18 protein-coding genes are annotated in these 20602 nt (G+C 65.1%); 10 read left to right on the forward strand and 8 right to left on the reverse strand.

Annotated elements, in window-relative coordinates:
• From CH296_RS08765 to CH296_RS08785, 5 genes are all read left to right on the forward strand, one after another.
• Entirely contained in the window at positions 1–474 is a 474-nt protein-coding gene (locus tag CH296_RS08765; protein WP_032396847.1) for a (2Fe-2S)-binding protein, read from the forward strand.
• Complete coding sequence (locus CH296_RS08770) at positions 471–1823, forward strand: 8-oxoguanine deaminase (RefSeq protein WP_176459198.1); 1353 nt, start codon at positions 471–473, stop codon at positions 1821–1823. The genes CH296_RS08765 and CH296_RS08770 overlap by 4 nt, the downstream gene beginning before the upstream one ends.
• Positions 1820–4144, forward strand: a complete 2325-nt coding sequence (locus tag CH296_RS08775) for a xanthine dehydrogenase family protein molybdopterin-binding subunit (protein ID WP_256980386.1) — start codon at positions 1820–1822, stop codon at positions 4142–4144. The genes CH296_RS08770 and CH296_RS08775 overlap by 4 nt, the downstream gene beginning before the upstream one ends.
• A gap of 122 nt (positions 4145–4266) precedes the next feature.
• Positions 4267–5709: an NCS2 family permease gene (locus CH296_RS08780; protein ID WP_094629120.1), complete on the forward strand. Its 1443-nt coding sequence runs from the start codon at positions 4267–4269 to the stop codon at positions 5707–5709.
• Between the two features lies 1 nt (position 5710).
• The gene (locus tag CH296_RS08785; protein WP_218830248.1) at positions 5711–6787 is read left to right on the forward strand and encodes an XdhC family protein; all 1077 of its coding nucleotides are present in this window, start codon (positions 5711–5713) and stop codon (positions 6785–6787) included.
• Between the two features lie 137 nt (positions 6788–6924).
• On the opposite strand, the gene CH296_RS08790 is transcribed toward CH296_RS08785, so the two are convergent.
• Entirely contained in the window at positions 6925–7842 is a 918-nt protein-coding gene (locus CH296_RS08790; RefSeq protein WP_094629119.1) for an alpha/beta hydrolase, read from the reverse strand.
• A gap of 99 nt (positions 7843–7941) precedes the next feature.
• Between CH296_RS08790 and CH296_RS08795 the strand changes: the two genes are divergently transcribed.
• A complete protein-coding gene (locus CH296_RS08795; protein WP_094629118.1) occupies positions 7942–8358 on the forward strand; it encodes a MarR family winged helix-turn-helix transcriptional regulator in 417 nt (138 codons plus the stop codon).
• Between the two features lie 464 nt (positions 8359–8822).
• Positions 8823–11165: an HNH endonuclease gene (locus CH296_RS08800; RefSeq protein WP_179277672.1), complete on the forward strand. Its 2343-nt coding sequence runs from the start codon at positions 8823–8825 to the stop codon at positions 11163–11165.
• Here the strand turns inward: CH296_RS08800 and allB are convergent.
• The 7 genes from allB to CH296_RS08835 are packed head-to-tail and all read right to left on the reverse strand — an operon-like array spanning position 11162 to position 18597.
• A complete protein-coding gene (gene allB, locus CH296_RS08805; RefSeq protein WP_094684522.1) occupies positions 11162–12526 on the reverse strand; it encodes an allantoinase AllB in 1365 nt (454 codons plus the stop codon). The two genes, CH296_RS08800 and allB, sit on opposite strands and share 4 nt — an antisense overlap.
• Positions 12468–13511, reverse strand: coding sequence for an allantoicase (gene alc, locus CH296_RS08810; RefSeq protein WP_094684523.1), 1044 nt, complete (start codon positions 13509–13511; stop codon positions 12468–12470). Before alc ends, allB begins: the two co-directional genes overlap by 59 nt.
• The gene (locus CH296_RS08815; protein WP_094684524.1) at positions 13508–14659 is read right to left on the reverse strand and encodes a glycerate kinase; all 1152 of its coding nucleotides are present in this window, start codon (positions 14657–14659) and stop codon (positions 13508–13510) included. The genes alc and CH296_RS08815 overlap by 4 nt, the downstream gene beginning before the upstream one ends.
• Before the next feature lie 2 nt (positions 14660–14661).
• Positions 14662–16461: a glyoxylate carboligase gene (gene gcl / locus CH296_RS08820; protein WP_094646177.1), complete on the reverse strand. Its 1800-nt coding sequence runs from the start codon at positions 16459–16461 to the stop codon at positions 14662–14664.
• Position 16462: 1 nt separating this feature from the next.
• On the reverse strand, positions 16463–17344 hold the full coding sequence (locus CH296_RS08825; protein ID WP_032396854.1) for a 2-hydroxy-3-oxopropionate reductase: 882 nt from the start codon (positions 17342–17344) through the stop codon (positions 16463–16465).
• Between the two features lie 8 nt (positions 17345–17352).
• On the reverse strand, positions 17353–18189 hold the full coding sequence (locus tag CH296_RS08830; RefSeq protein WP_094684525.1) for a hydroxypyruvate isomerase family protein: 837 nt from the start codon (positions 18187–18189) through the stop codon (positions 17353–17355).
• 12 nt (positions 18190–18201) lie between these two features.
• Positions 18202–18597, reverse strand: coding sequence for a gamma-glutamylcyclotransferase (locus CH296_RS08835; protein WP_032396855.1), 396 nt, complete (start codon positions 18595–18597; stop codon positions 18202–18204).
• Positions 18598–18830: 233 nt separating this feature from the next.
• Between CH296_RS08835 and uraD the strand changes: the two genes are divergently transcribed.
• Genes uraD through pucL form a run of 3 tightly spaced genes read left to right on the forward strand, consistent with a single transcriptional unit; the run spans position 18831 to position 20597 of the window.
• The gene (gene uraD / locus CH296_RS08840; RefSeq protein ID WP_094684526.1) at positions 18831–19370 is read left to right on the forward strand and encodes a 2-oxo-4-hydroxy-4-carboxy-5-ureidoimidazoline decarboxylase; all 540 of its coding nucleotides are present in this window, start codon (positions 18831–18833) and stop codon (positions 19368–19370) included.
• Entirely contained in the window at positions 19363–19701 is a 339-nt protein-coding gene (gene uraH, locus CH296_RS08845; protein WP_094656617.1) for a hydroxyisourate hydrolase, read from the forward strand. Before uraD ends, uraH begins: the two co-directional genes overlap by 8 nt.
• Positions 19702–19706: 5 nt before the next feature.
• Positions 19707–20597, forward strand: coding sequence for a factor-independent urate hydroxylase (pucL, locus tag CH296_RS08850; protein WP_094684527.1), 891 nt, complete (start codon positions 19707–19709; stop codon positions 20595–20597).
• Positions 20598–20602 lie beyond the last annotated feature (5 nt).

Genomic DNA, 20602 nt, shown 5'->3' on the forward strand with positions numbered 1-20602 from the left:
ATGCGAGTCAATTGCACCATCAACGGTAAAGACATGGAAGCCGACGACGTCTGGGAGGGCGAAAGTCTGCTGTACCTGCTCCGCGAGCGCATGGGACTACCCGGGTCCAAGAACGCGTGCGAACAGGGCGAATGCGGTTCGTGCACCGTCTATCTCGACGGCATTCCGGCCTGCGCCTGCCTGGTGGCGGCCGGTCAGGTCGAGGGCCGCGAGATCCGTACCGTCGAGGGTCTCGCCGAGGGCGACAAGCTCGACCCGATGCAAGAGGCGTTCGTCGAGTGCGGAGCCGTTCAGTGCGGATTCTGCACCCCGGGACTGGTGGTCCAGGCGCACGACCTGATCGAGCGCGTTCCCAACCCGTCGGACGTCGAAATTCGCGAATCTCTCGCTGGAAACCTCTGCCGCTGCACCGGATACGAGAAGATCCTGGATGCAGTTCGGCTCGCTGCTACACGAAAGGCCGAAGCCGAATGACCACGGTGATCTCGGGTGCGTACATCGCACCCATCGTCGGGGACGAAATCCCCTCCGGATATCTCGTGGTCGAGGGCACCACGATCAGCGCCATCGGCTCGGGCCCCGCACCGGTGATCGCCGGGGCCGAGACGATCGACGCGACGGGTTGCCTCGTCACCCCCGGCCTGGTCAACACCCACCACCACCTGTACCAGTGGGCTTCCCAGGGCCTGGCCAAGGACAACACGCTCTTCGAATGGCTTGTCGCCCTGTACAAGCCGTGGTCGAAGATGGACGCCGAGGTGGTCGGAGGAGCCGCAGCCGCCGGTCTCGGATGGCTCGCCAAGTCGGGCTGCACCACCAGCACCGATCACCACTACATCTTCCCCAAGGGCCGAGGCGATCTGTTCGCCGCCGAGATCGATGCCGCACGACGCATCGGCGTCCGATTCCAGCCGTGCCGCGGCTCGATGGACCGAGGCGTGTCCGACGGCGGGTTGCCGCCGGACGAGGTGGTCGAATCGCTCGACGACATCCTCGCCGCGACGGCCGAGGCCATCGACACCTACCACGACGCGTCCTTCGGTTCGATGCTCCGCATCGCGGTCGCACCGTGCTCGCCGTTCTCCATCAGCAAAGAACTGCTCGTGGAGTCCGCGGGGCTTGCCCGCGCCAAAGGTGTTCGCCTGCATACGCATCTGGCCGAGACCCTCGACGAGGAAGAGCACTGCCTCGCTCAGATGAACTGCACCCCGGTCGAGTACATGGAGCAGGTCGGCTGGCTGGGTGACGACGTGTGGTTCGCCCACGCGGTACACCTGCACGATTCCGATATCGCGAAGATGGCGGCCACCGGTACCGGTACCGCTCATTGCCCGAGCTCGAACGCACGACTCGGCGCGGGCATCGCTCGTATTTCCGACCTGCTCGCCGCAGGCGCGCCCGTCGGCCTCGGCGTCGACGGCTCCGCATCGGCCGAAATGGTGCCGTTGGCCGGCGAAGTCCGTCAGGCGATGTACATGCAACGAGCCAAGTACGGGCCGACCGCACTGACGGCGCGTCAGGCACTCGAGATCGGAACACTGGGCGGAGCAACGGTACTGGGACGGCAGAGCGAGATCGGTTCGCTCGAGGTCGGCAAGCTGGCCGACATCGCGATCTGGCGCACGGACGGTTTCTACTCGGCCGTGGACGACCCCGTCGTCGCGTTCGCCTACGGACAGACACCACCGCTCGCGCGGTTGATGGTGGGCGGTCGCACGATCGTCGAGAACGATGTCCTGACCAGCGCACCGCAGGACGAAATAGGCCGCGCCGGAGCCGATGCGCACCGTCGCCTGATGAAACTCGCGGAGGACGTGCTGTGAGCGCCCCGACCACCACACCCCGGCAAGCTCCCGCCGACATCCCCGCACCGGGACGCGGTCGCGTCGGAGACAGCCCACTGCGACCCGACGGCACCCTGAAGGTCAAGGGCGAGTTCGCATATTCGTCGGACCTGTTCATCGACGGCATGCTCTGGGGCGCAACGCTTCGCAGCCCTCATCCCCGGGCGAAGATCGTCTCGGTCGACATCTCCCAGGCTCTGGCGACTCCCGGCGTCGAGGCCGTGCTCACCCACGACGACGTGCCGGGACGCAAATGCTTCGGACTCGACCACACGTGGGACCAGCCGGTGCTGGCCTTCGACGAGGTTCGGCACGAAGGCGAACCGATTGCCCTGATCGCGGCCGATCATCCCGAAACTGCCAGGCGTGCAATGGAAAAGATCGTCGTGGTCTACGACGTGCTCGAACCCCTGACCGATGCCCGACGCGCAGCCCTCGACCCGAACTACCCGAAGGTGCAGGAACGCGGCGGAGTTGCCCGCCATCAGCCGGTTCGCGTCGGCAACGTCGCAGCCGCTCGGGCGACCGCGGACGTGATCGTCAGCAGCGACTTCGCCGTCGGCATTCAAGATCAGGCGTTCCTGGGCCCCGAATCGGGACTGGCTGTTCCGGCCGAGGACGGCGGCGTCGACCTGTACGTGGCGACCCAGTGGATGCACAACGACCTCGCGCAGATCGGGCCCTGCCTCGGACTGCCCGAGGAGAAGATCCGGATGACGCTCGCCGGCGTCGGAGGAGCATTCGGTGGCCGCGAGGACCTGTCGATGCAGATCCACGCGGCGATGCTCGCCATGCACACCGGCAAGCCCGTCAAGATCGTCTACAACCGCTACGAATCGTTCTTCGGACACGTGCACCGCCACCCCGCGCAGCTGCACTACGAGTACGGTGCGACTCGCGACGGCAAGCTCGTGTTCGCCGATGTCGAGATCATCCTCGACGGCGGCGCGTACACCTCCGCCACCCTCAACGTGGTCGGCAACGCCGCCTCTCTGGGCGTCGGACCGTACGTCATCCCCAACATCGAGATCGACGCGTACGGGGTGTACACCAACAACCCGCCGTGCGGCGCTATGCGTGGATTCGGCGCAGTACAAGCATGTTTCGCGTACGAGTCGATGATGGACAAGCTCGGCGAGGCCTGCGGCATCGGTCCGGTGGCGATCCGGCAGATCAACGCCGTCAGCCAGGGATCGATCCTCGCGACCGGCCAGGTCATCGAAGCGCCCGCGCCGCTCGCCGAGATGCTCGCCCGAGCCGAGGCGATGGAACTGCCTGCTCCCGTGGACGCGTCGGACATCCGTAATTTGCCGGGTGGGGCATCGCAGACCACCCACGGCGAAGGCGTCGTACGCGGGATCGGTTACGGCGTCGGCATCAAGAACATCTGCTTCTCCGAGAACTACGACGACTACTCCACCGCGCGCGTTCGACTGGAGGTGATCGGTGGCGAGGCAACAGCATTGGTGCACACCGCCGCTGCCGAGGTCGGGCAGGGTCTGGTGACGTTGGAGGCGCAGATCGCACGCACCGAGCTCGGTGTCACCAAGGTCGTCATTCACCCCGCCGACACCAAGGTCGGCAACGCCGGATCGTCCTCTGCGTCACGGCAGTCGTACATGACCGGCGGGGCGGTCAAGACCGCCTGCGAGGCCGTGCGCGAGGCGGTGTTCGTCCTGACCGGCCTGTACCTGGGTCGCGCGGTGGCAGACCTGAGCCTCGACGGCGGCAAGATCGTCTCGGCCACCGACGGTGTGCTGGCGACGATCGAGGATGTGCTCGGCGACCGAGTCATCGAGCAGACCCGCGAATTCCACCATCGCCCCACCAGCGGAATGGATCCGGTCACCGGACAGGGCGCGAGCCACACCCAGCTCGCACTGTGTGTCCATCGCGCCGTGGTGGACGTCGACGTCGAACTCGGCCTGGTCAAGGTCGTCGAGATGGCGGCCGTGCAGGACGTCGGCAAGATTCTCAACCGCCTCTCGCTCGAGGGCCAGATCCACGGCGGCACAGCGCAGGGCCTCGGTCTGGCGGTGATGGAGGAAATAGTCGTCGTGGACGGTCTGGTGAAGAACCCGTCGTTCACCGACTACCTGATTCCGACCATTCTGGACATGCCGCCCATGAAGCTGGACATCCTCGAGAACCCGGATCCCCTGGCACCGTACGGTCTTCGCGGTGCGGGCGAGCCACCCACCCTCTCGTCGACGCCCGCAGTGGTCGCAGCCATCCGCAATGCCACCGGGCTCGCGTTGACCCGCGTGCCCGTTCGACCCGAACACATCATCAACAGCTGATCCGAGTTCCATCACCATTCGACGAAACCTTATCCGGCACAACCGCACCGACGCCAACTCCCCCGGCTCGTCGGCCCGGCCCCACGCTCGACGAGGTTGATCACGCCCTGGGAGGGCCGATCATGACCGACGTACGCACATCCAGCACTCGCCAGAGTGGACGAGGTCGATCCCAGATCGACAAGTTCTTCGACATCACCGGCCGCGGTTCGACGCTCTCACGCGAAGTTCGCGGTGGCGTCACCACATTCGTGGCCATGGCCTACCTGATCGTCCTCATTCCGCTGATCATCGGTGATGCCCGCGATGTCACCGGTGCCACGCTCGATCCGGCTCAGCTGTCGACCATGGTGGCATTGTCGGCCGGTCTGACGACCATCCTGATGGGGGTCGTCGGAAACGCGCCCCTCGCCATGGCGGCCGGCCTCGGGGTGACGCCCATCGTGGTGTTCCAGGCAGCCCCGTACATGACCTGGCCGCAGGCGATGGGACTGGTGGTTCTCGAGGGCGTCGTCATCGTGGTCTTCGCTCTCACCGGCGTGCGTCAACTCATCATGGATGCCATACCTCTGGTCCTCAAACAGGCGATCGGTGTCGGAATCGGCGCGTTCATCGCGCTCATCGGACTCGTCGACGCCGGGTTCGTCGGGCACCACGAGTCAGCAGCCACCGCGGTCACCCTCGGCACGTTCGGCAAGCTCGCCGGCTGGCCCGTGTTCGTCTTCTGTGTCGGCCTGATCTTGATGATCATGCTGTTCGTGCGGAAGGTGCCGGGTGCGATGCTCATCGGAATCTTCGTGGCCACCAATCTGGCGATCGTCCTGAACTCGGTGTTCGACATCGCACCGGAAGCCTGGGGACCGGTTGTTCCGAAGGTGCCCGATTCCATCGTCGCCACACCACAATTCGACCTGCTGTTCAACGTCGACCTGTTCGGCGGGTTCGCTCGGGCCGGAATCGTCACCGCGTCGGTCGTTCTGTTCACTCTCGTTCTCTCGGGCTTCTTCGACGCGATGGGTACCATCCTCGGAGTCGGTGAAGAGGCCGGACTGGTCGACAAGCAGGGCAGGATGCCCGGCCTGAGCCGCATCCTCACCGTCGACGGCATCGGTGCCATCGTCGGTGGTGCGATCAACGGATCTGCGAACACTGCCGTCGTGGAGTCCGCGGCGGGGGTCACCGAGGGTGCGCGAACTGGCCTCGCCAGCGTCGTCACCGGCGGATTGTTGACGAGCCTGATCTTCTTCACTCCGCTGGCCGGCGTGGTTCCGGTCGGTGCCGCGGCCCCGGCCCTGGTTCTGGTCGGTGCGCTCATGATGACGCACGTACGCAAGATCGACTGGGAGAACACCGAAATCGCGATCCCGGCCTTCCTGACCATCGTGCTGATGCCCTTCACGTACTCGATCACCGTCGGAGTCGCGGCGGGTGTCATCGCGTACACCCTCGTCCGCCTCGCCAAAGGTAAAGCGCGTCAGACGCATTGGCTGCTGTATCTGATGTCGGGCATCTTCCTGATCTACTTCGCCCTGCACCCGATCGAAGAAGCGTTGGGAATCTCGTAACGTGAAAGAAATCGTCGATCGTCTGACCGCCTGGGACCACGCGGGTGTTCCCTACGCGGTGGCGACAGTCATCGCGGTGTCCGGAAGTGCTCCACGACTTCCGGGTGCCGCGATGGCGGTGTGCGCCGACGGTGAGGCCGTCGGCAGTGTCTCCGGCGGGTGCGTCGAAGGCGCGGTGTACGAATTGTGTCTGCAGGTACTCGAGACCGGCGAGTCCAAACGAGAGTCGTTCGGCTACAGCGATATCGACGCGTTCGCGGTCGGCTTGACCTGCGGGGGTGTGATCGAGGTCTTCGTCCGCCTCGGCCCTTCGCGGGCGGTGCTCGCGGCCATCGCGTCGGATACTGCAGTGGCCACGGTGACGGTGCTCTCCGAGTCCGGGGAGTCGCTCGCGGTGTCTTCGACGGCAACGATCGGCAGCACCGGTTTCGCCGACGTCGACGCGGTGGTCGTCGGCGAAGCGCAGGCGATGTTGGACTCCGGCGGCACCGGCATTCGGTCGGTGCGGTGTCGGCCGGATCTCGACGTGTTCGTGCAGTCCTACGCAACCGCCCCGCGGCTACTGATCTTCGGAGCCATCGACTACGCCGGAGCACTCGCTCGGGTGGGCAAGTTTCTCGGCTACCACGTCACGGTGTGCGATGCCCGGCCCGTATTTGCCACTGCTGCACGGTTTCCCGATGCCGACGAGGTGGTGACCGAATGGCCGCACAGCTATCTGGCGCGGACGGCAGTCGATGCCCGGACAGTGATCTGCGTGCTCACCCACGACGCCAAGTTCGATGTGCCGCTGCTCGAAGTAGCGTTGCGACTGCCCGTCGCATTCGTGGGGGCTATGGGATCGCGCCGGACTCACGACGATCGCGCGGCCCGGTTGCGTGACGTCGGATTGACCGAGCAGGAGCTCGCACGCTTGAAGTCGCCGATCGGACTGGACCTGGGAGCCAGAACACCCGAGGAAACTGCGCTGGCCATCGCGGCGGAATTCGTCGCCGTGCGACGCGGGGGTAGTGCGCTGCCACTGACACGTACGGCCGGTCCGATTCACCACGACGGGGCGGACGCCAAGTACGCATAGTTCGATGCGCCAGGGCTCGGAGCCACATGCGGTATCGCTGCCGCGGTTCATCGACCGTCTCGCCAAGGCCGCTCGGCCCATTCCTGATTCGGGGCATCCGTAAGCCGACTCCTCGATTATCGGGCTCCGCTCGGCGATCAGAGGTTCTGGTTGTAAAAGTTCGAGAGCCTGTCGACTGCCTGATCCACATACCTCGGCTCGTCGTACATTTCGTAGTGGCCGGCACCGTCGACGATGAGCAGGTCGACGGGGTTCGGGGCCATGTCCCACAATGCCATTCCTGCTTCGTACTGGCCGGTGTTGCCCTTCCGACCGGCGATGATCACTTGGAGGGGTTGGGTGAGCAGCGGATCGACGAGGTGAAATGCGTCGTAGCCCATCAGAAGTGAATCGCTTCGTGACAGTCGGCGGTTGGTAGAACGTTCGTGGCTGCCGCGCGGGGTCCGGTAAAAGGCGATCGCCTGAGTGCTGTCGATGTCCGTGATACCAAGTGCAACTGCATCTTCGGGAGTGTCGGGCAGCCAGTTCACGCGCTCGACCGTACCTGCGGCCACGTGCGCTGATCGGGCCGCGGCGAGTTCGTCGAGGGCTACGGCTGGGCCGTTGAGGGCTGAGCCCGCGCGCCAGGCCGCTCCGATGTTGCTCGCGACGACGGTGCCGACGGCTTTGATGCGGTGGTCGGTGCGGGCCGTGTGGACTGCGTATCCGCCTCCAGCGCAGATCCCGAGGGTTCCGATGCGTTCGGCATCGATCATGTCGAGTTTCGTTACTTCGTCGATCACGTACGAGATGTCCTCGCCCCGACGGTAGGGATCTTCGAGATCGCGTGGTTCGCCGCTGCTCTCGCCTTGGTAGGCGGGGTCGAACGTGATGGCTGCGATTCCCCGGCGGGCGAGCGCTGCTGCATAGTTGGCACCGATCTGCTCCTTGACGCTGCTGCCCGGCGTGGACAGCACGATGAGTGGATGCGGCTGCGTCTGATCGAAATTGCTGGGTAGGTGGAGATCGGCTGCCAGGGTGAGGGTGCCTCGAGGGATGGATAGATGCTCGATCATGAAAGCGTCTCTCGTATTCTTGTTCAGCTTCGCAATGCATGCAAAGCATGATTGTTCGATATGAAACTAGTACGAAACTGTACCAGTTGAGGAGGGCGCATGCAGTCGACCGATTCGGCACAGTTGTGGAAATTGAACCACCGGCTCTTGACGCGAGTGATGAACGCGGCAGCGCCGCAGTTCGACGATCTCGGGATCGAGACCAAGGAGTTCTTCGTTCTCGACGAGGTGGACAACTGCAAACACCCCGCCGAGCTGGCCGCACAATTGATGCTGCCCAAAGCCAGTGTCACGGTCTATCTTCGTGCACTTGTCGCCAAAGGCTTAGTTACCCGAGAGATCGATGAAACCGATCTACGTCGTCATCGACTATCGACAACGACGGAAGGCCGGCTGGTCTTGGAGCGTGCGCTTGCTGCTCTGGCGAAAGAGTTCGGCGCGATGATGGACAAGTTGGATGAACAAGACAGAGCCGACTTTCGGAGGATCCTGCTGTCGATCGTTACGAACGACTAGTCGAGCCAGTCTCGTCAGGAGAACTGTCCGACGCAGTCGGGCCGGGTTGCCTCGCGAGTTCGCTCGGCTTGCGAGACCAGCGCTGCGTGCCGTTTCAGCCGCCGGAGCCGATCACTGGTCTCGGAAGTGCTTGTAACGCAGGGTTTTTTGGACTCAGCGGCGCTCATACAAGCTTTCTGGTGAGCCCCTCGGTTGCCTCGGCTGTGTACGACATCGTGATCCTTGGCGTGACGCCGATCGATCGACCCACTCTCGTGACCAATACGGTTCAGAGATCCAGGAAGACGACGCCCGGTCGTAACCTGATCGCCTCCGGCACGGATCACTTCGCCGGACCCTGCACGAAACAATGCATTCAGCGGCCTTGAACCGCGGGCTTTCGTTTCTTGTCGGAGGGTCGCGATACTCTTTGTTCAGTTCGAACATGCGTTCTGAATTGTTGCTCACCGGGGGGGTGAATGGGGATGGCAGTACCGACCGTGTCGCTGGAGGCGTTGACCGCGGCCGCGTGTGAGGAGAATCGGCAGGCCGCCCGCAAGATCTCCGCCTGCTACGACGTCCATCGGAGTTGGATCACCCTCGACACCGAGCACAAGCAGTACAGCCGATACGGGCGCACCGAAATGGCGGTCGCGTTGGGATGTTCGGCGACGGTCGCCGAATCGTACGTCTCGATCGCCGTCGCTTTGCACACCCGATTGCCACTGTTGCGCGCGGCGTTCGAGACCGGTGAGGTCGACCTTGCGCGGGTTCGGACGGTATGCCGGATCCTCGACAACCTGAGCGACGACATCGTGAAGAAGGTCGAGGACGAGATCGTCGAGGCGGCCCACCGGTTGTCACCGGGCCCGCTCGAGAAGGAGATCTGGGACATCCTGCTGCGGGTCGCACCCGAGGAGGCAGCAGCGTTGCGGGAGTTCGCGAAGAAGTTCCGCACCGTCACCTACACCCCGGCCGGGGAACTGGCCCGCATTCGGGCGGAGTTGACCGCACCCGAAGCCGCCGCCGCATGGCAGCTGCTCGAGGAGATGGCCGACACCCTCTGCCCGAAAGACCCGCGTGGGAAGAAGGAACGCCTGTGCGATGCCTTCATGGCCCGCATGCACGGCGAACCCCGCCTGGAATGCTTGTGCCAACGGGAGAACTGCCCGAAGAAGGATGCGGTGCTGCCGGATCGGCGGGTGCCGCTCACGATGATCACCGTCGACATCGCCACCCTGATCGGCCTGCTCTCGAACCCTGCGTATCTGGCCGGTCATGGTTCCATCGACCCCGACCTCGCCCGGGAACTCGCACGCAACAGTCAGTGGCAGGTCCTGCTGACCGAAGCGATCACCCTCGCCGAATCCCTCGGCCTCGCCGTCCAGAACCCGGAGACAGGGGAATGGGAACGAACACCGAAAGAGCAAGAGCAGGAGTCGGACCCAGGGTCGGCTGCGACATCGGACACGGACACCGACAAGTCAGCGCCAGCGGGCGCCGTTCCGGGCACGGCGGCGGGGGCGGTACCGGATTCGGATGCGGATGCCTCTGCGGGCACCGACACGACTGCCGAGACACCCACGGACGCGAACGCAGGTGCAGGTGCAGGTGCAGGTGCAGGTGCACAGAATGCATCGACGGCTGATTCGAGTGCGGAGACAGCTTCGGCGTCGGAACCAACCGGGCCCAGTTCTCCTGCACCCGAACACAGCTCGCCGGCAGGAGATAGGGTCGATCAGGTCGACAATCCGGTGCCTATCACCGAGCCCGCGACCGACCCGGCAGCAGCTACCACCCCAGGCTCAGGCCCAGCCCATAAGCACGCAGCAACAACCGCTTCGGCGGCTATAACCACGCCGCTACCGGAGCCGTGTAAGGCGACCGGCCCAGAGCCAGTGGCGTCACCAACACCCGCACCGACTTCGTCGACACCTGTCCAACAGAGGCCGACCGCTGATCCAGCGCCAGATACGAACGAAAACCAATCTCCCACTGCACCATCCGATACCACCAGGAACCACGAAACCGGCAGTGACGAGGAAACTATCAGTGGATCCGAGCCCACACCGATCGGTAGTCCGGCACCGAGTACTCGCCCGGATGCGGGTACCGATACCGAGGATCGACCTCCGCGCCGCCTGCAATCGTTGACCTCCGCCGCAGCGCTGTTCTGCACCCACACCCCTGTCGGCAGGGGTACACGGCACAGCTCTGCCCTCGACCTGGCCTCTGCGATCCGGCGCAACAACCGAACGATCCCCACTGCAAGCCACACTCCCTCCGGCCTCTATATCGGCAACGCCTCCCTTGCCGCCGCACTCGAAGCCGCTATCGCCGCCGACCCCACCCTCGGAAAGTCGGTCTCCCGCGACCCCCTGACCGACCGGGCCCTGATCTACCGCCCCGACACTCTCACCACCGCAGCGGTCCGACTCCGCGACAAACACTGCCGCTTCCCCGGCTGCCACCGCCCCGCCGCCCGCTGCCAACTCGACCACATCAACCCGTTCGACCACACCAACCCGCTCGGCGGCGGCTGGACCACCGTCAACAATCTGCAGTGCCTCTGCGAATACCACCACACCGTCAAAACCGCCGGCTACTGGAAAGCCGTCATGCTCCCCGGCGGAGCGATCCTGTGGACATCGACATCGAAGACCACCCGAATCACCCTTCCCGCCAACGGCACCGCCGTCCCCATCCTCGGCAACGACCTCAGACCACACATCCCCACCCAACCGAGAAACTCCGGCATCATCGCCTACCCCAACCCACCCGACAACCAGGAGCAGGAGACAGACGACACGGCAGCACCGCCGTTCTAGGCGCGCGCCAACAAACGCCCGGTCGAGGATTCCGATCCCGCGATCCAGGACCGCCGCACCACACCCGACAGCCCGAGTCGGTCGTACGCCGTCACCGGATTACGGTGGTACAGCTGCGCGACGTCGACGGTGAACCGTTCGTCGGGTGCGAACACCACAAGATCTGCAGCGCAACCGATATCGATGCGTCCGCGATCGGCCATACCGACCTGATCGGCAGTATTCGTGGCCATCCACCGCACGATGTCGGTCAGTGCGAACCCACGGGCACGCGCCTCCGTCCACACCGCAGCGAGCGAGACCTGCAACGACGCGATCCCGCCCCACGCATCACCGAAGTCTCCGGTGTCGAACCTCTTCAGATCCGGCGTGCAGGGGGAGTGGTCGGTGACGATGGTATCGATCGTGCCGTCGGACAAACCCTGCCACAACAACTCTCGATTGCCGGCCTCGCGGATCGGCGGGCAACACTTGAACTGGGTGGCACCCGCCGGCACTGCTTCCGCATCGAAACACAGGTAATGCGGGCAGGTCTCGACGGTCACCCGCACCCCGTCGCGCTTCGCCGCCGCAATCATCGGCAACGCATCGGCACTCGACAGATGCAGAATATGCACCCGGCACCCCGTCCTCCGCGACAACTCGATCACCTGCTCGATGGCCCGGTTCTCGGCGGCACGTGGACGCGATTCCAAGAATCCCGAGTACTCACGACCCGTCGCCGACGGTGCCTCGGCGATCACCTCGGCGTTCTCGGCGTGCACGATCATCAACCCGTCGAACGACGCGATCTCGATCAGAGCTTTCTCGAGCTCCGGAATCGTCAGCGGCGGAAATTCGTCCACGCCCGACGCGAGCAGAAAGCACTTGAAGCCGAACACCCCCGCCTCGTGCAGCGGCCGCAGCTGCTCGACATTTCCCGGAACGGCACCACCCCAGAAGCCGACGTTGACGACCGACTGATCCGCCGCCACCCGCCGCTTGATCTCCAAGGCCGCGACGTCCACCGTCGGCGGGATGCTGTTGAGCGGCATATCGACGATGGTCGTGATGCCTCCCGCGGCCGCGGCTCGGGTCGCGCTGGCGAACCCTTCCCATTCGGTGCGCCCCGGCTCGTTGACGTGCACATGGGTGTCCACCAAACCCGGCAGCAGCACCTCGTCCGGCCCCAGCTCGACCGCCACCTCCGCGGACGCGCGGGCATCCACGGAGTCGATGGCCACGATTCGGCCGTCACGAACGGAGATCGAGGCCGCAACCTCCCGTCCGCCGATCACCGCCCGCGACGCGCGAACAAGCAGATCAGACTGCACTGGAGACACTCTGGAGCTCCGAGGACTTCCACGCGATGTCGGCCGCATCGAGAGCTTCGGCGTCGAGCTCACCGAACAACCGCAACCGGGACAGTCCGCCATCGGGGTACACGTCCAGTCGCAGGTGCGTGTACGCGTCGGCCTCGTTCAGCAGGAACCGGTGGCGCGTATCCGGTTGCACGGCGGTGCGGGGCAGAATCTCGGTCCATGCCGTCGGATCCGTGATGTGTCGGCGACGAGAATCGATGGCGCTGAGCCGAATCCACCCCGGCGCGTTCCCGACGTAGTAGCTGGTGTCGACCTCCGCGTGGCGTGGGGCACCGGGCGATGCGAGAGCGAACACTGCGAAATCGTTGCCGCCGTTGCGTCGTCGAGAGTTCTCCCAGCCTTCGCCCATGTTGCGAGCACGCCCGGGCAGGATGATGTTGGCCGGCGAGGAGTAGAAGGCGTCGGAGCAATCGGTGAGCCGAGCGCCGTTCTCCGCGGCCAGCAGGTCGACGGTGCCTGCGAGGAACCGCGGATCCTGCACCACCTGGCCGTGCACACGGAACCGGGCGACGCCGCCGTCGGGGTAGATCGACAGACGCACATGCGTCCACCGGTGCCGATCGGCCACCTCGTACCTGTTCGCGGTGTCTCCGGTTGCAGGAGACCTGTCGACGATGGTGTGCCACTCCGCATTCTGCACATCCTCGATGGACGGATAGCCCTCGATCGACGCAGCCTCGACGGACACGAACGGCGGGTAGTTGCCGGTGAAGTGAGCGGTGTCGACCACGACGCCGTGCACGATGCCCGGAGAGCCCAGTCGCACGATCGCCCAGTCGTGACCGCCCTCGTCACGGCGACGGCGAGTCTCCCACCCGTCGTACACCTTTCCCTTGTGGCCGAAGTCCGCTGGATCGAACAGCGGAGCATCGGGCTTGATCAGGTTCTCGCGCTGGGCGAACAATTCGTCGTTCGCTGCGGAGACGCTGCCGCCGAGCGCCCGAGAAGCCAGATCGGTCAGAGTGGTGAAATCGGTTCCGGTCATGAAGTTCCTTCCAAAATGTGTGTGGTGGCCAAGGTTCGGCCCACCTCGTGCAACAGCCTGGCCGCGTCACGCATCGAGATCCGAGGGTCCGGCTCCAGGTCGGTCAGTGCATAGGAGGCGGTGATTCCGTAGGGACGCAATCGATCCAAACCGACGGTGCTCCGTCCGGCGACGGTGATCACCGGGACACCGGCTGCACGTGCGGTGTTCGCGACACCGATCGGTGCCTTGCCGTGCAGGCTCTGCTCGTCCAGCGAGCCCTCACCGGTGACGACCAGATCGGCCGACGCCAGAGCGCTACCGAAGTCGATCAGTTCGAGCACCGTCTCGATCCCCGGCTTGGCCGCGGCACCCAGTACGGCCATGGCACCGAAGGCGGTTCCGCCGGCCGCCCCTGCGCCCGCCAGGCCGCTGAGGTCACGGCCGATTGCGTTGCGCACCAGATGCGACCACTGCCGCATCCCGTGCTCCAGATACAGCAACTCCTGCGGTCCAGCACCCTTCTGCGGGCCGTAGACCGCCGCGGCTCCGGTGACACCGAGCAACGGATTGTCGACGTCACACGCCAGCTCGAACACCGCGTTCCGAGCCGACGGCAGCAATCCGCTCAGATCGAGGTGGACTGCACCGCGCAGCGGACCACCACCGCGCGCCACCTCGCCTCCGCCGGCATCGAGGATGCGCGCACCGAGCGCGACGAGCATGCCCGCGCCGCCGTCGGTGGAGGCACTGCCCCCGAGCCCGACGACGATACGCCGCGCACCCGAACCAGACCCGGCACCTGACTCGAGTGCGTGCGCGATTACGGTACCGAGACCGAATGTGCTCGCTCCCAATGCATCCGGCCCACCGCCGGGCAGGAGCTCGAGCCCAACCGCCGACGCCAGCTCGACAACAGCGGTGTCACCGCGACGGGCATACGACGTCTTTACCGGCTCACCCGTCGGCCCCGCACACGTGACGGCGACTCGATCCCACCCGGCGGTGACGGCAGCGTCGACGGTGCCGTCACCCCCATCGGCGACGGGCAGGCACACCGTCTCGAGGGACGAGTCGACCGAGAGCATCCCCGACGCCAACGCCCGCGCGACCTCGGCCGCCGACAGCGAGCCCTTGAACTTGTCCGGAGCGAGCAGAATGCGCGTCATCTCTAGTCCAGCAGAAGCAACGCGGTCGGCGCGTCGGACGAGGTGGTTGCCAGCTCCTCGAACTCGCCGACGTTGTCGATCTCGGTGCCCATCGAGATGTTGGTGACCCGCTCGAGGATGATCTCCACGACGACGGGAACCTTGTGCTCGTTGGCCAGAGTCCTGGCCCGCACCAGCGTCTCGCCGATGAGGTCGGGATCGGTGACGCGAAGCGCTTTGCAGCCCAATCCTTCTGCCACCCGAACATGGTCGACGCCGTAGCCCTTGGGGATACCGGGCTGCGTGTCCTGGGATTCCTGAGTATTGATGTTGTCGAACCCCAGCTGCACGCAGAAGTCCATGTCGAACGCGCGCTGCGCCTGCCGGATCAGCCCGAGGTACGAGTTGTTCACCACCACGTGCACGTACGGCAGGTTGAACTGCGCGCCGACAGCGAGTTCTTCGATCATGAACTGGAAATCGTAATCTCCCGACAGTGCAACGACATTCGCCTTGGGGTCGGCTGCCACCGCACCCAGTGCCGCGGGAATGGTCCAACCGAGCGGGCCGGCCTGCCCGCAGTTGATCCAGTTGCGTGGGGAGTAGACGTGCAGGAACTGACCGCCCGCGATCTGCGAGAGCCCGATGGTGCTGACGTAGCGGGTGTCTCGGTCGAAGACCTTGTTCATCTCCTCGTACACGCGCTGCGGCTTGATCGGCACGTTGTCGAAGTGGGTGCGGCGATGCATCGTCCGCTTGCGGGTCGCACAGTCCTCGACCCAGCCCGAGAGATCACGCACCGTGCCTGCCGCCCGACGTTCTTCGGCAACGGCCACGAACTGCTCGAGGGCGGCCTTGGCGTCGGAGATGATGCCGTAGTCCGGTGCGAAGACGCGTCCGATCTGGGTCGGCTCGATGTCGACGTGGACGAACTTGCGGCCCTTGCGGTACGTGTCCAGTCCGCCGGTATGCCGATTGGCCCAGCGGTTTCCGATGCCGAGCACGAAGTCCGAGGCCAGCAGGGTCGCGTTGCCGTACCGGTGCGCGGTCTGCAGCCCGACCATGCCTGCGGCGAGACGGTGATCGTCCGGGATCGTGCCCCAGCCCATCAGGGTCGGGATGACCGGGACGTCGAGTATCTCGGCGAGCTGGACGAGCAGGTCCGAGGCATCGGCGTTGATGATGCCGCCGCCGGCCACGATCAACGGGCGCTCGGCCGCGAGGAGCATGTCGATGGCCTTCTCGGCCTGTGCGCGCGAGGCGACGGGCTTGTGCACGGGCAGCGATTGGTAGGTGTCGGGATCGAAGTCGATCTCGGCCAGCTGCACGTCGATGGGCAGGTCGATCAACACCGGTCCCGGACGGCCGGATCGCATCAGGTGGAACGCCTGCGCGAACGCACCGGGAACCTGCGCCGGTTCGAGCACGGTCATCGCCATCTTGGTCACCGGTGCGGCGATCGCCGCGATGTCGACGGCCTGGAAGTCCTCCTTGTGCAGCCGCGCAACCGGGGCCTGGCCGGTGATGGCGAGGATCGGAATCGAGTCGGCCATGGCCGAGTACAGCCCGGTGATCATGTCGGTACCGGCCGGGCCGGAGGTTCCGATGCAGATGCCGATGTTGCCCGGTGCCGCTCTGGTGAACCCCTCCGCCATGTGCGAGGCACCCTCGACGTGGCGGGCCAGCACGTGGCGGATCCCACCGTGATCGCGCATCGCCGCGTAGAAGGGATTGATGGCCGCACCGGGGAGACCGAATGCGGTTGTGGCACCTTCGAGTTCGAGTATCTTCACTGCGGCATCGGCCGCGCGCATCCTGGGCATATCAGTTTCCCTTACCGGAGAGCCGAGCGACGCCGCGGTACAGCGCCGAATGATCCAGTCCACCATCACCATTGGCGCGGGCCGAGGCCATCAGCTGCGCCAGCACCGCGCCCATCGGGATCACGACCCCCGCCTCACGCGCAGCCGAGGTGACGATGCCGAGATCCTTGTGGTGCAGGTCGATGCGGAACCCGGGCTCGAACGAGCGGTCCAGCATCTTCTGCGCCTTCTGGTTCAACACTGCCGAGCCGGCGAGGCCGCCGCCGAGAACCTCGACCGACGCTGCCAGGTCCACGCCGTACGCCTCGAGGAACGCGATGGCCTCCGCGAGCACCTGAATGTTGCCTGCCACGATCAGCTGGTTGGCCGCCTTGACGGTCTGCCCGGACCCACTCGGACCCACGTGCACGACGGTCTTGCCGACGACGTCGAGAATCGGCTTGGCCGTGGCGAAGTCGTCCGCGCTGCCACCGACCATGATCGACAGGGTCGCGTTCTCGGCACCGGCCTGGCCTCCGGAGACCGGGGCATCGAGGATCCGGAAGCCGCGCGAGATCGCGTCGGCGGCCAAGGTGGCGGTGACATCGGGACGGATGCTGGAGAAGTCGATGATCAGCGCGTCGCGTCGAGCATTGTCGAACACACCACCCTCACCGACCAGGACGTCCTGCACATCGGGGGAGTCGGGAACCATGATCGCGATGACATCCGCGTCGTGGACGGCCTTGGCGATGGAGTCGGCGGCCGTGCCGCCCGCTTCGACCAGGGGCCCGGTGCGATCGGGAGTCAGGTTGTAGCCGACCACCTGGTGGCCCGCCTTGGCGAGATGAACGGACATGGGGCTGCCCATGATCCCGAGGCCGATGAATGCGATGGTGCTCATATCAATCCCTACTTGGTAGTGGTGCCGCTGGAAAGAGCCAGCTCCAGCCAGTCGAACGTGTCTTGGCGGGTGGCTTTGTATTCGAGTCCGACGTAGCCGTCGTAACCACGTTCGGCGAGGCCGGCGAGCTGTCCGCCGAGGTCGAGCGATCCGGTGCCCGGTTCTCCGCGGCCGGGGGAGTCGGCGATCTGCACGTGCCCGATCAGGTCGTGGTGGGCCTCGAGCGCTGCGAGAACGTCGTCTCCGTTGACGGCGAGGTGGTACAGGTCGGCAAGCAGGCGCAGATTGTGGACGTCCTGTTCACGGGCAACTCGACGGATGGTGGCGACGGCTCCGGCAGCGGACTTCAGCGGGTAGGCGGGTGCGCCGCTGACGGGTTCGACCAGTACGACCGCACCGATTTTCGCTGCGGCATTCCCGGCTGCGGCCAGGTTCTCGATCGCGACCTCGTCCTGGTCGAGCGGGTCGACTCCGTCGATGCGGTTTCCGTAGAGGGCGTTGAACGCCTTGGTGCCGAGTTGTTCGCCGATTCCGACGGTGGCGTCGATGTTGTCGCGAAAGGCCTGCACCTGCGCTGGATCGGACAGAATCCCGCGGTCGCCTGCCGGCATGTCGCCGGCGGCGAAGTTCAGTCCGGTCAGCTGTACCCCGGCATCGCGGATCGAGGACACGAACGCAGAGACATCGGCGTCCGACGGCACCGGGCCCCCGAACGGCCACCAGAATTCGACGGCGTCGAAGCCGGCATCTCGGGCGCGCTGCGGTCGATCGAGCAGAGGCACGTCGGTGAAGAGAATGGAACAGTTGACGGTGTAGTGAAGCCTGGAATCAGCGAAGGTGTTCATGCACAGTGCCTTTCAGTTCTGAGGTTGCGGCAGGCCGCGGTACCTGCGCCAGCTGCCGGTGTAGGTGATGTCGGTCAGCTCGTCCGGTTGTGCATCGAGCACCCCGGGGCGGAGGCCGACGCCGAGGACCGAGCGCCCGTCCTCGAGCGCGACCACGGTGAGTTCGAGCTCCGGCGGTTCGTCCGGCAGGAACGCCGTGCGGATGTCGTCGAGCGGAATGTCGTAGAGCTCGCCCTCGATGGCCGCACCTGCGGTGTGGTCGAGCAGCAGCGCCGGGAATTCGTCTCGTACCGAGAAGAAGCGGTAGTTCGGTGTGGTGCGCACTGTCCCGACGAACGGGTGGGACGAGACGTTGTGGTGCAGGCTGCCGCCCCGCATCGCACCACCGTTGCAGAAAAGCTCCGTCATGAAGTCGTTCCTCTCGGGCTCGATCGGATCGGACTCAAAGTCCGTAATGCGGAATAGTGATTCCGTTTTGTGATTCGAGTGTGGCGTGCACCACGTAGATCTGTCAAGACCCGCTCACCCGGACTGCCCGACCGAAGCGCCGAATACCGCAGTGCGGCAACACCGAAAGACTCGACGCAGACAGTCCGAGATCAACCCTTGACAGTGAATGTGATCGGTGTCACGCTCGTTTGGTGGAATCAACATTTCGTATAGCGGAATCAGAAACCGACGCTGCAGTCGTCGAGCTGAACGCGGCCTCCGACGCCGATGCGGCACGCAGGCTGTCACTGTGCCTGGACGTACCCCGCTGGATCGAGGGGGTTCTGAGCGCCCGCCCGTTCACCGACACACAGGCCCTGCGTCACGCCATCCGTCGCGTTGCCCGACCTTTGACGGCCGAGGAGGTGGCGCGAGCTCTCGCCGTGCATCCGCGTATCGGGGAAAGACCCGACGGCCACGACGCAAGTTCGGAGTACGCGAGCGCCGAGCAATCCGGCGTCGACATCTCCGACGCGAGCATCGAACAACGGCTACGAGCGGGAAACGTGGCCTACGAGAACCGATTCGGACAGGTGTTTCTGATCAGGGCCGCAGGCCGGGATGCCCACGCGGTTCTCGACGCTCTGCACGGCAGGCTCGCCAACGACCCCGAGACCGAGGCAGTCGTCGTCGAACACGAACTGCGGGAGATCGCCGAGATTCGGGCAACAGGAAGTCTCGGCGATGTCTGACCAGAGGAGCCATGTGACCGCTCACGTGCTCGATGCGGCGAGAGGCGTTCCGGCGCAGGGTGTCTCGATCGTGCTTGCCGATCACCACGGCACCCCGGTCGCCGACGCGGTCACCGATGAGCAAGGACGCGTCGCCGCGCTCGGTCCCAGCGAACTCGAACCGGGCGTCTACCGCCTGACTTTCGCAACCGGCGCGTACTTCGCCGCCCAGCACACCGAGTGCTTCCACCCCGAGGTTCTCGTCACTTTCGAGATCACCGCATCCGACCAGCACTACCACATCCCACTTCTGTTGAGCCCGTTCGCTTTCACCACCTATCGAGGGAGCTAGAACCCATGACCATCGTGCTCGGAGCAAACCAGTACGGCAAGGCCGAATGCAGACTCGTCCGCATCGACCGCGAGACTCCTCGCCACCGCATCACCGACGTCAGCGTCACCTCGCAGCTGCGCGGAGATCTCGAGGCCGTCCACACCGAGGGCGACAACGCCCACGTCGTCGCGACCGACACTCAGAAGAACACCGTGTACGCGTTCGCGCGGGACGGTATCGGCGCGATCGAGAGCTTCGCACTTCGTCTCGGGGCGCACTTCACCGGCAGTTTCGACTGGATCACCGGTGGGCGCTGGGAGATCGAGCAGTACCAGTGGTCGCGGATCGCGAACGGTGAAGACGGCTACGACCACTCGTTCGTCAAGGCGAGTGACGAGAAGCGGAACACGATCGTCACCGTCGACGGCGACAACATCTCCATCGTCTCCGGAATCAGCGATCTCGTGGTCCTCAACTCGACGGCGTCGGAGTTCTGGGGGTACCCGAAGGACCGCTACACGACGCTGAAGGAAACCACCGACCGCATACTGGCCACCTCGGTCAGTGCCCGCTGGCGGTATCTCACCACCGAGCTCGATTTCGACAAGACCTTCGACGACGTCCGCTCGATCATGCTCGACGCCTTCGCCTCCACTCACTCTCTTGCGTTGCAGCAGAGCCTGTTCCAGATGGGCAAGCAGGTTCTCGAGGCACACCCGGAGATCGGGGAGATCAAGTTCTCGATGCCCAACATCCATCACTTCCTCGTCGACCTCGAGCCGTTCGGACTCGACAACCCCGGTGAGGTCTTCTACGTCGCGGATCGCCCCTACGGTCTGATCGAGGCCACGGTGCAGCGCGACGATGCCCCGGACGCAGGCCGCGCCTGGGATACCGTGCCCGGATTCTGCTAGGAGCG

The sequence above is a fragment of the Rhodococcus sp. 14-2496-1d genome, from assembly GCF_002259365.1.
In the GTDB taxonomy this organism is placed as follows: Bacteria; Actinomycetota; Actinomycetes; order Mycobacteriales; family Mycobacteriaceae; genus Rhodococcoides.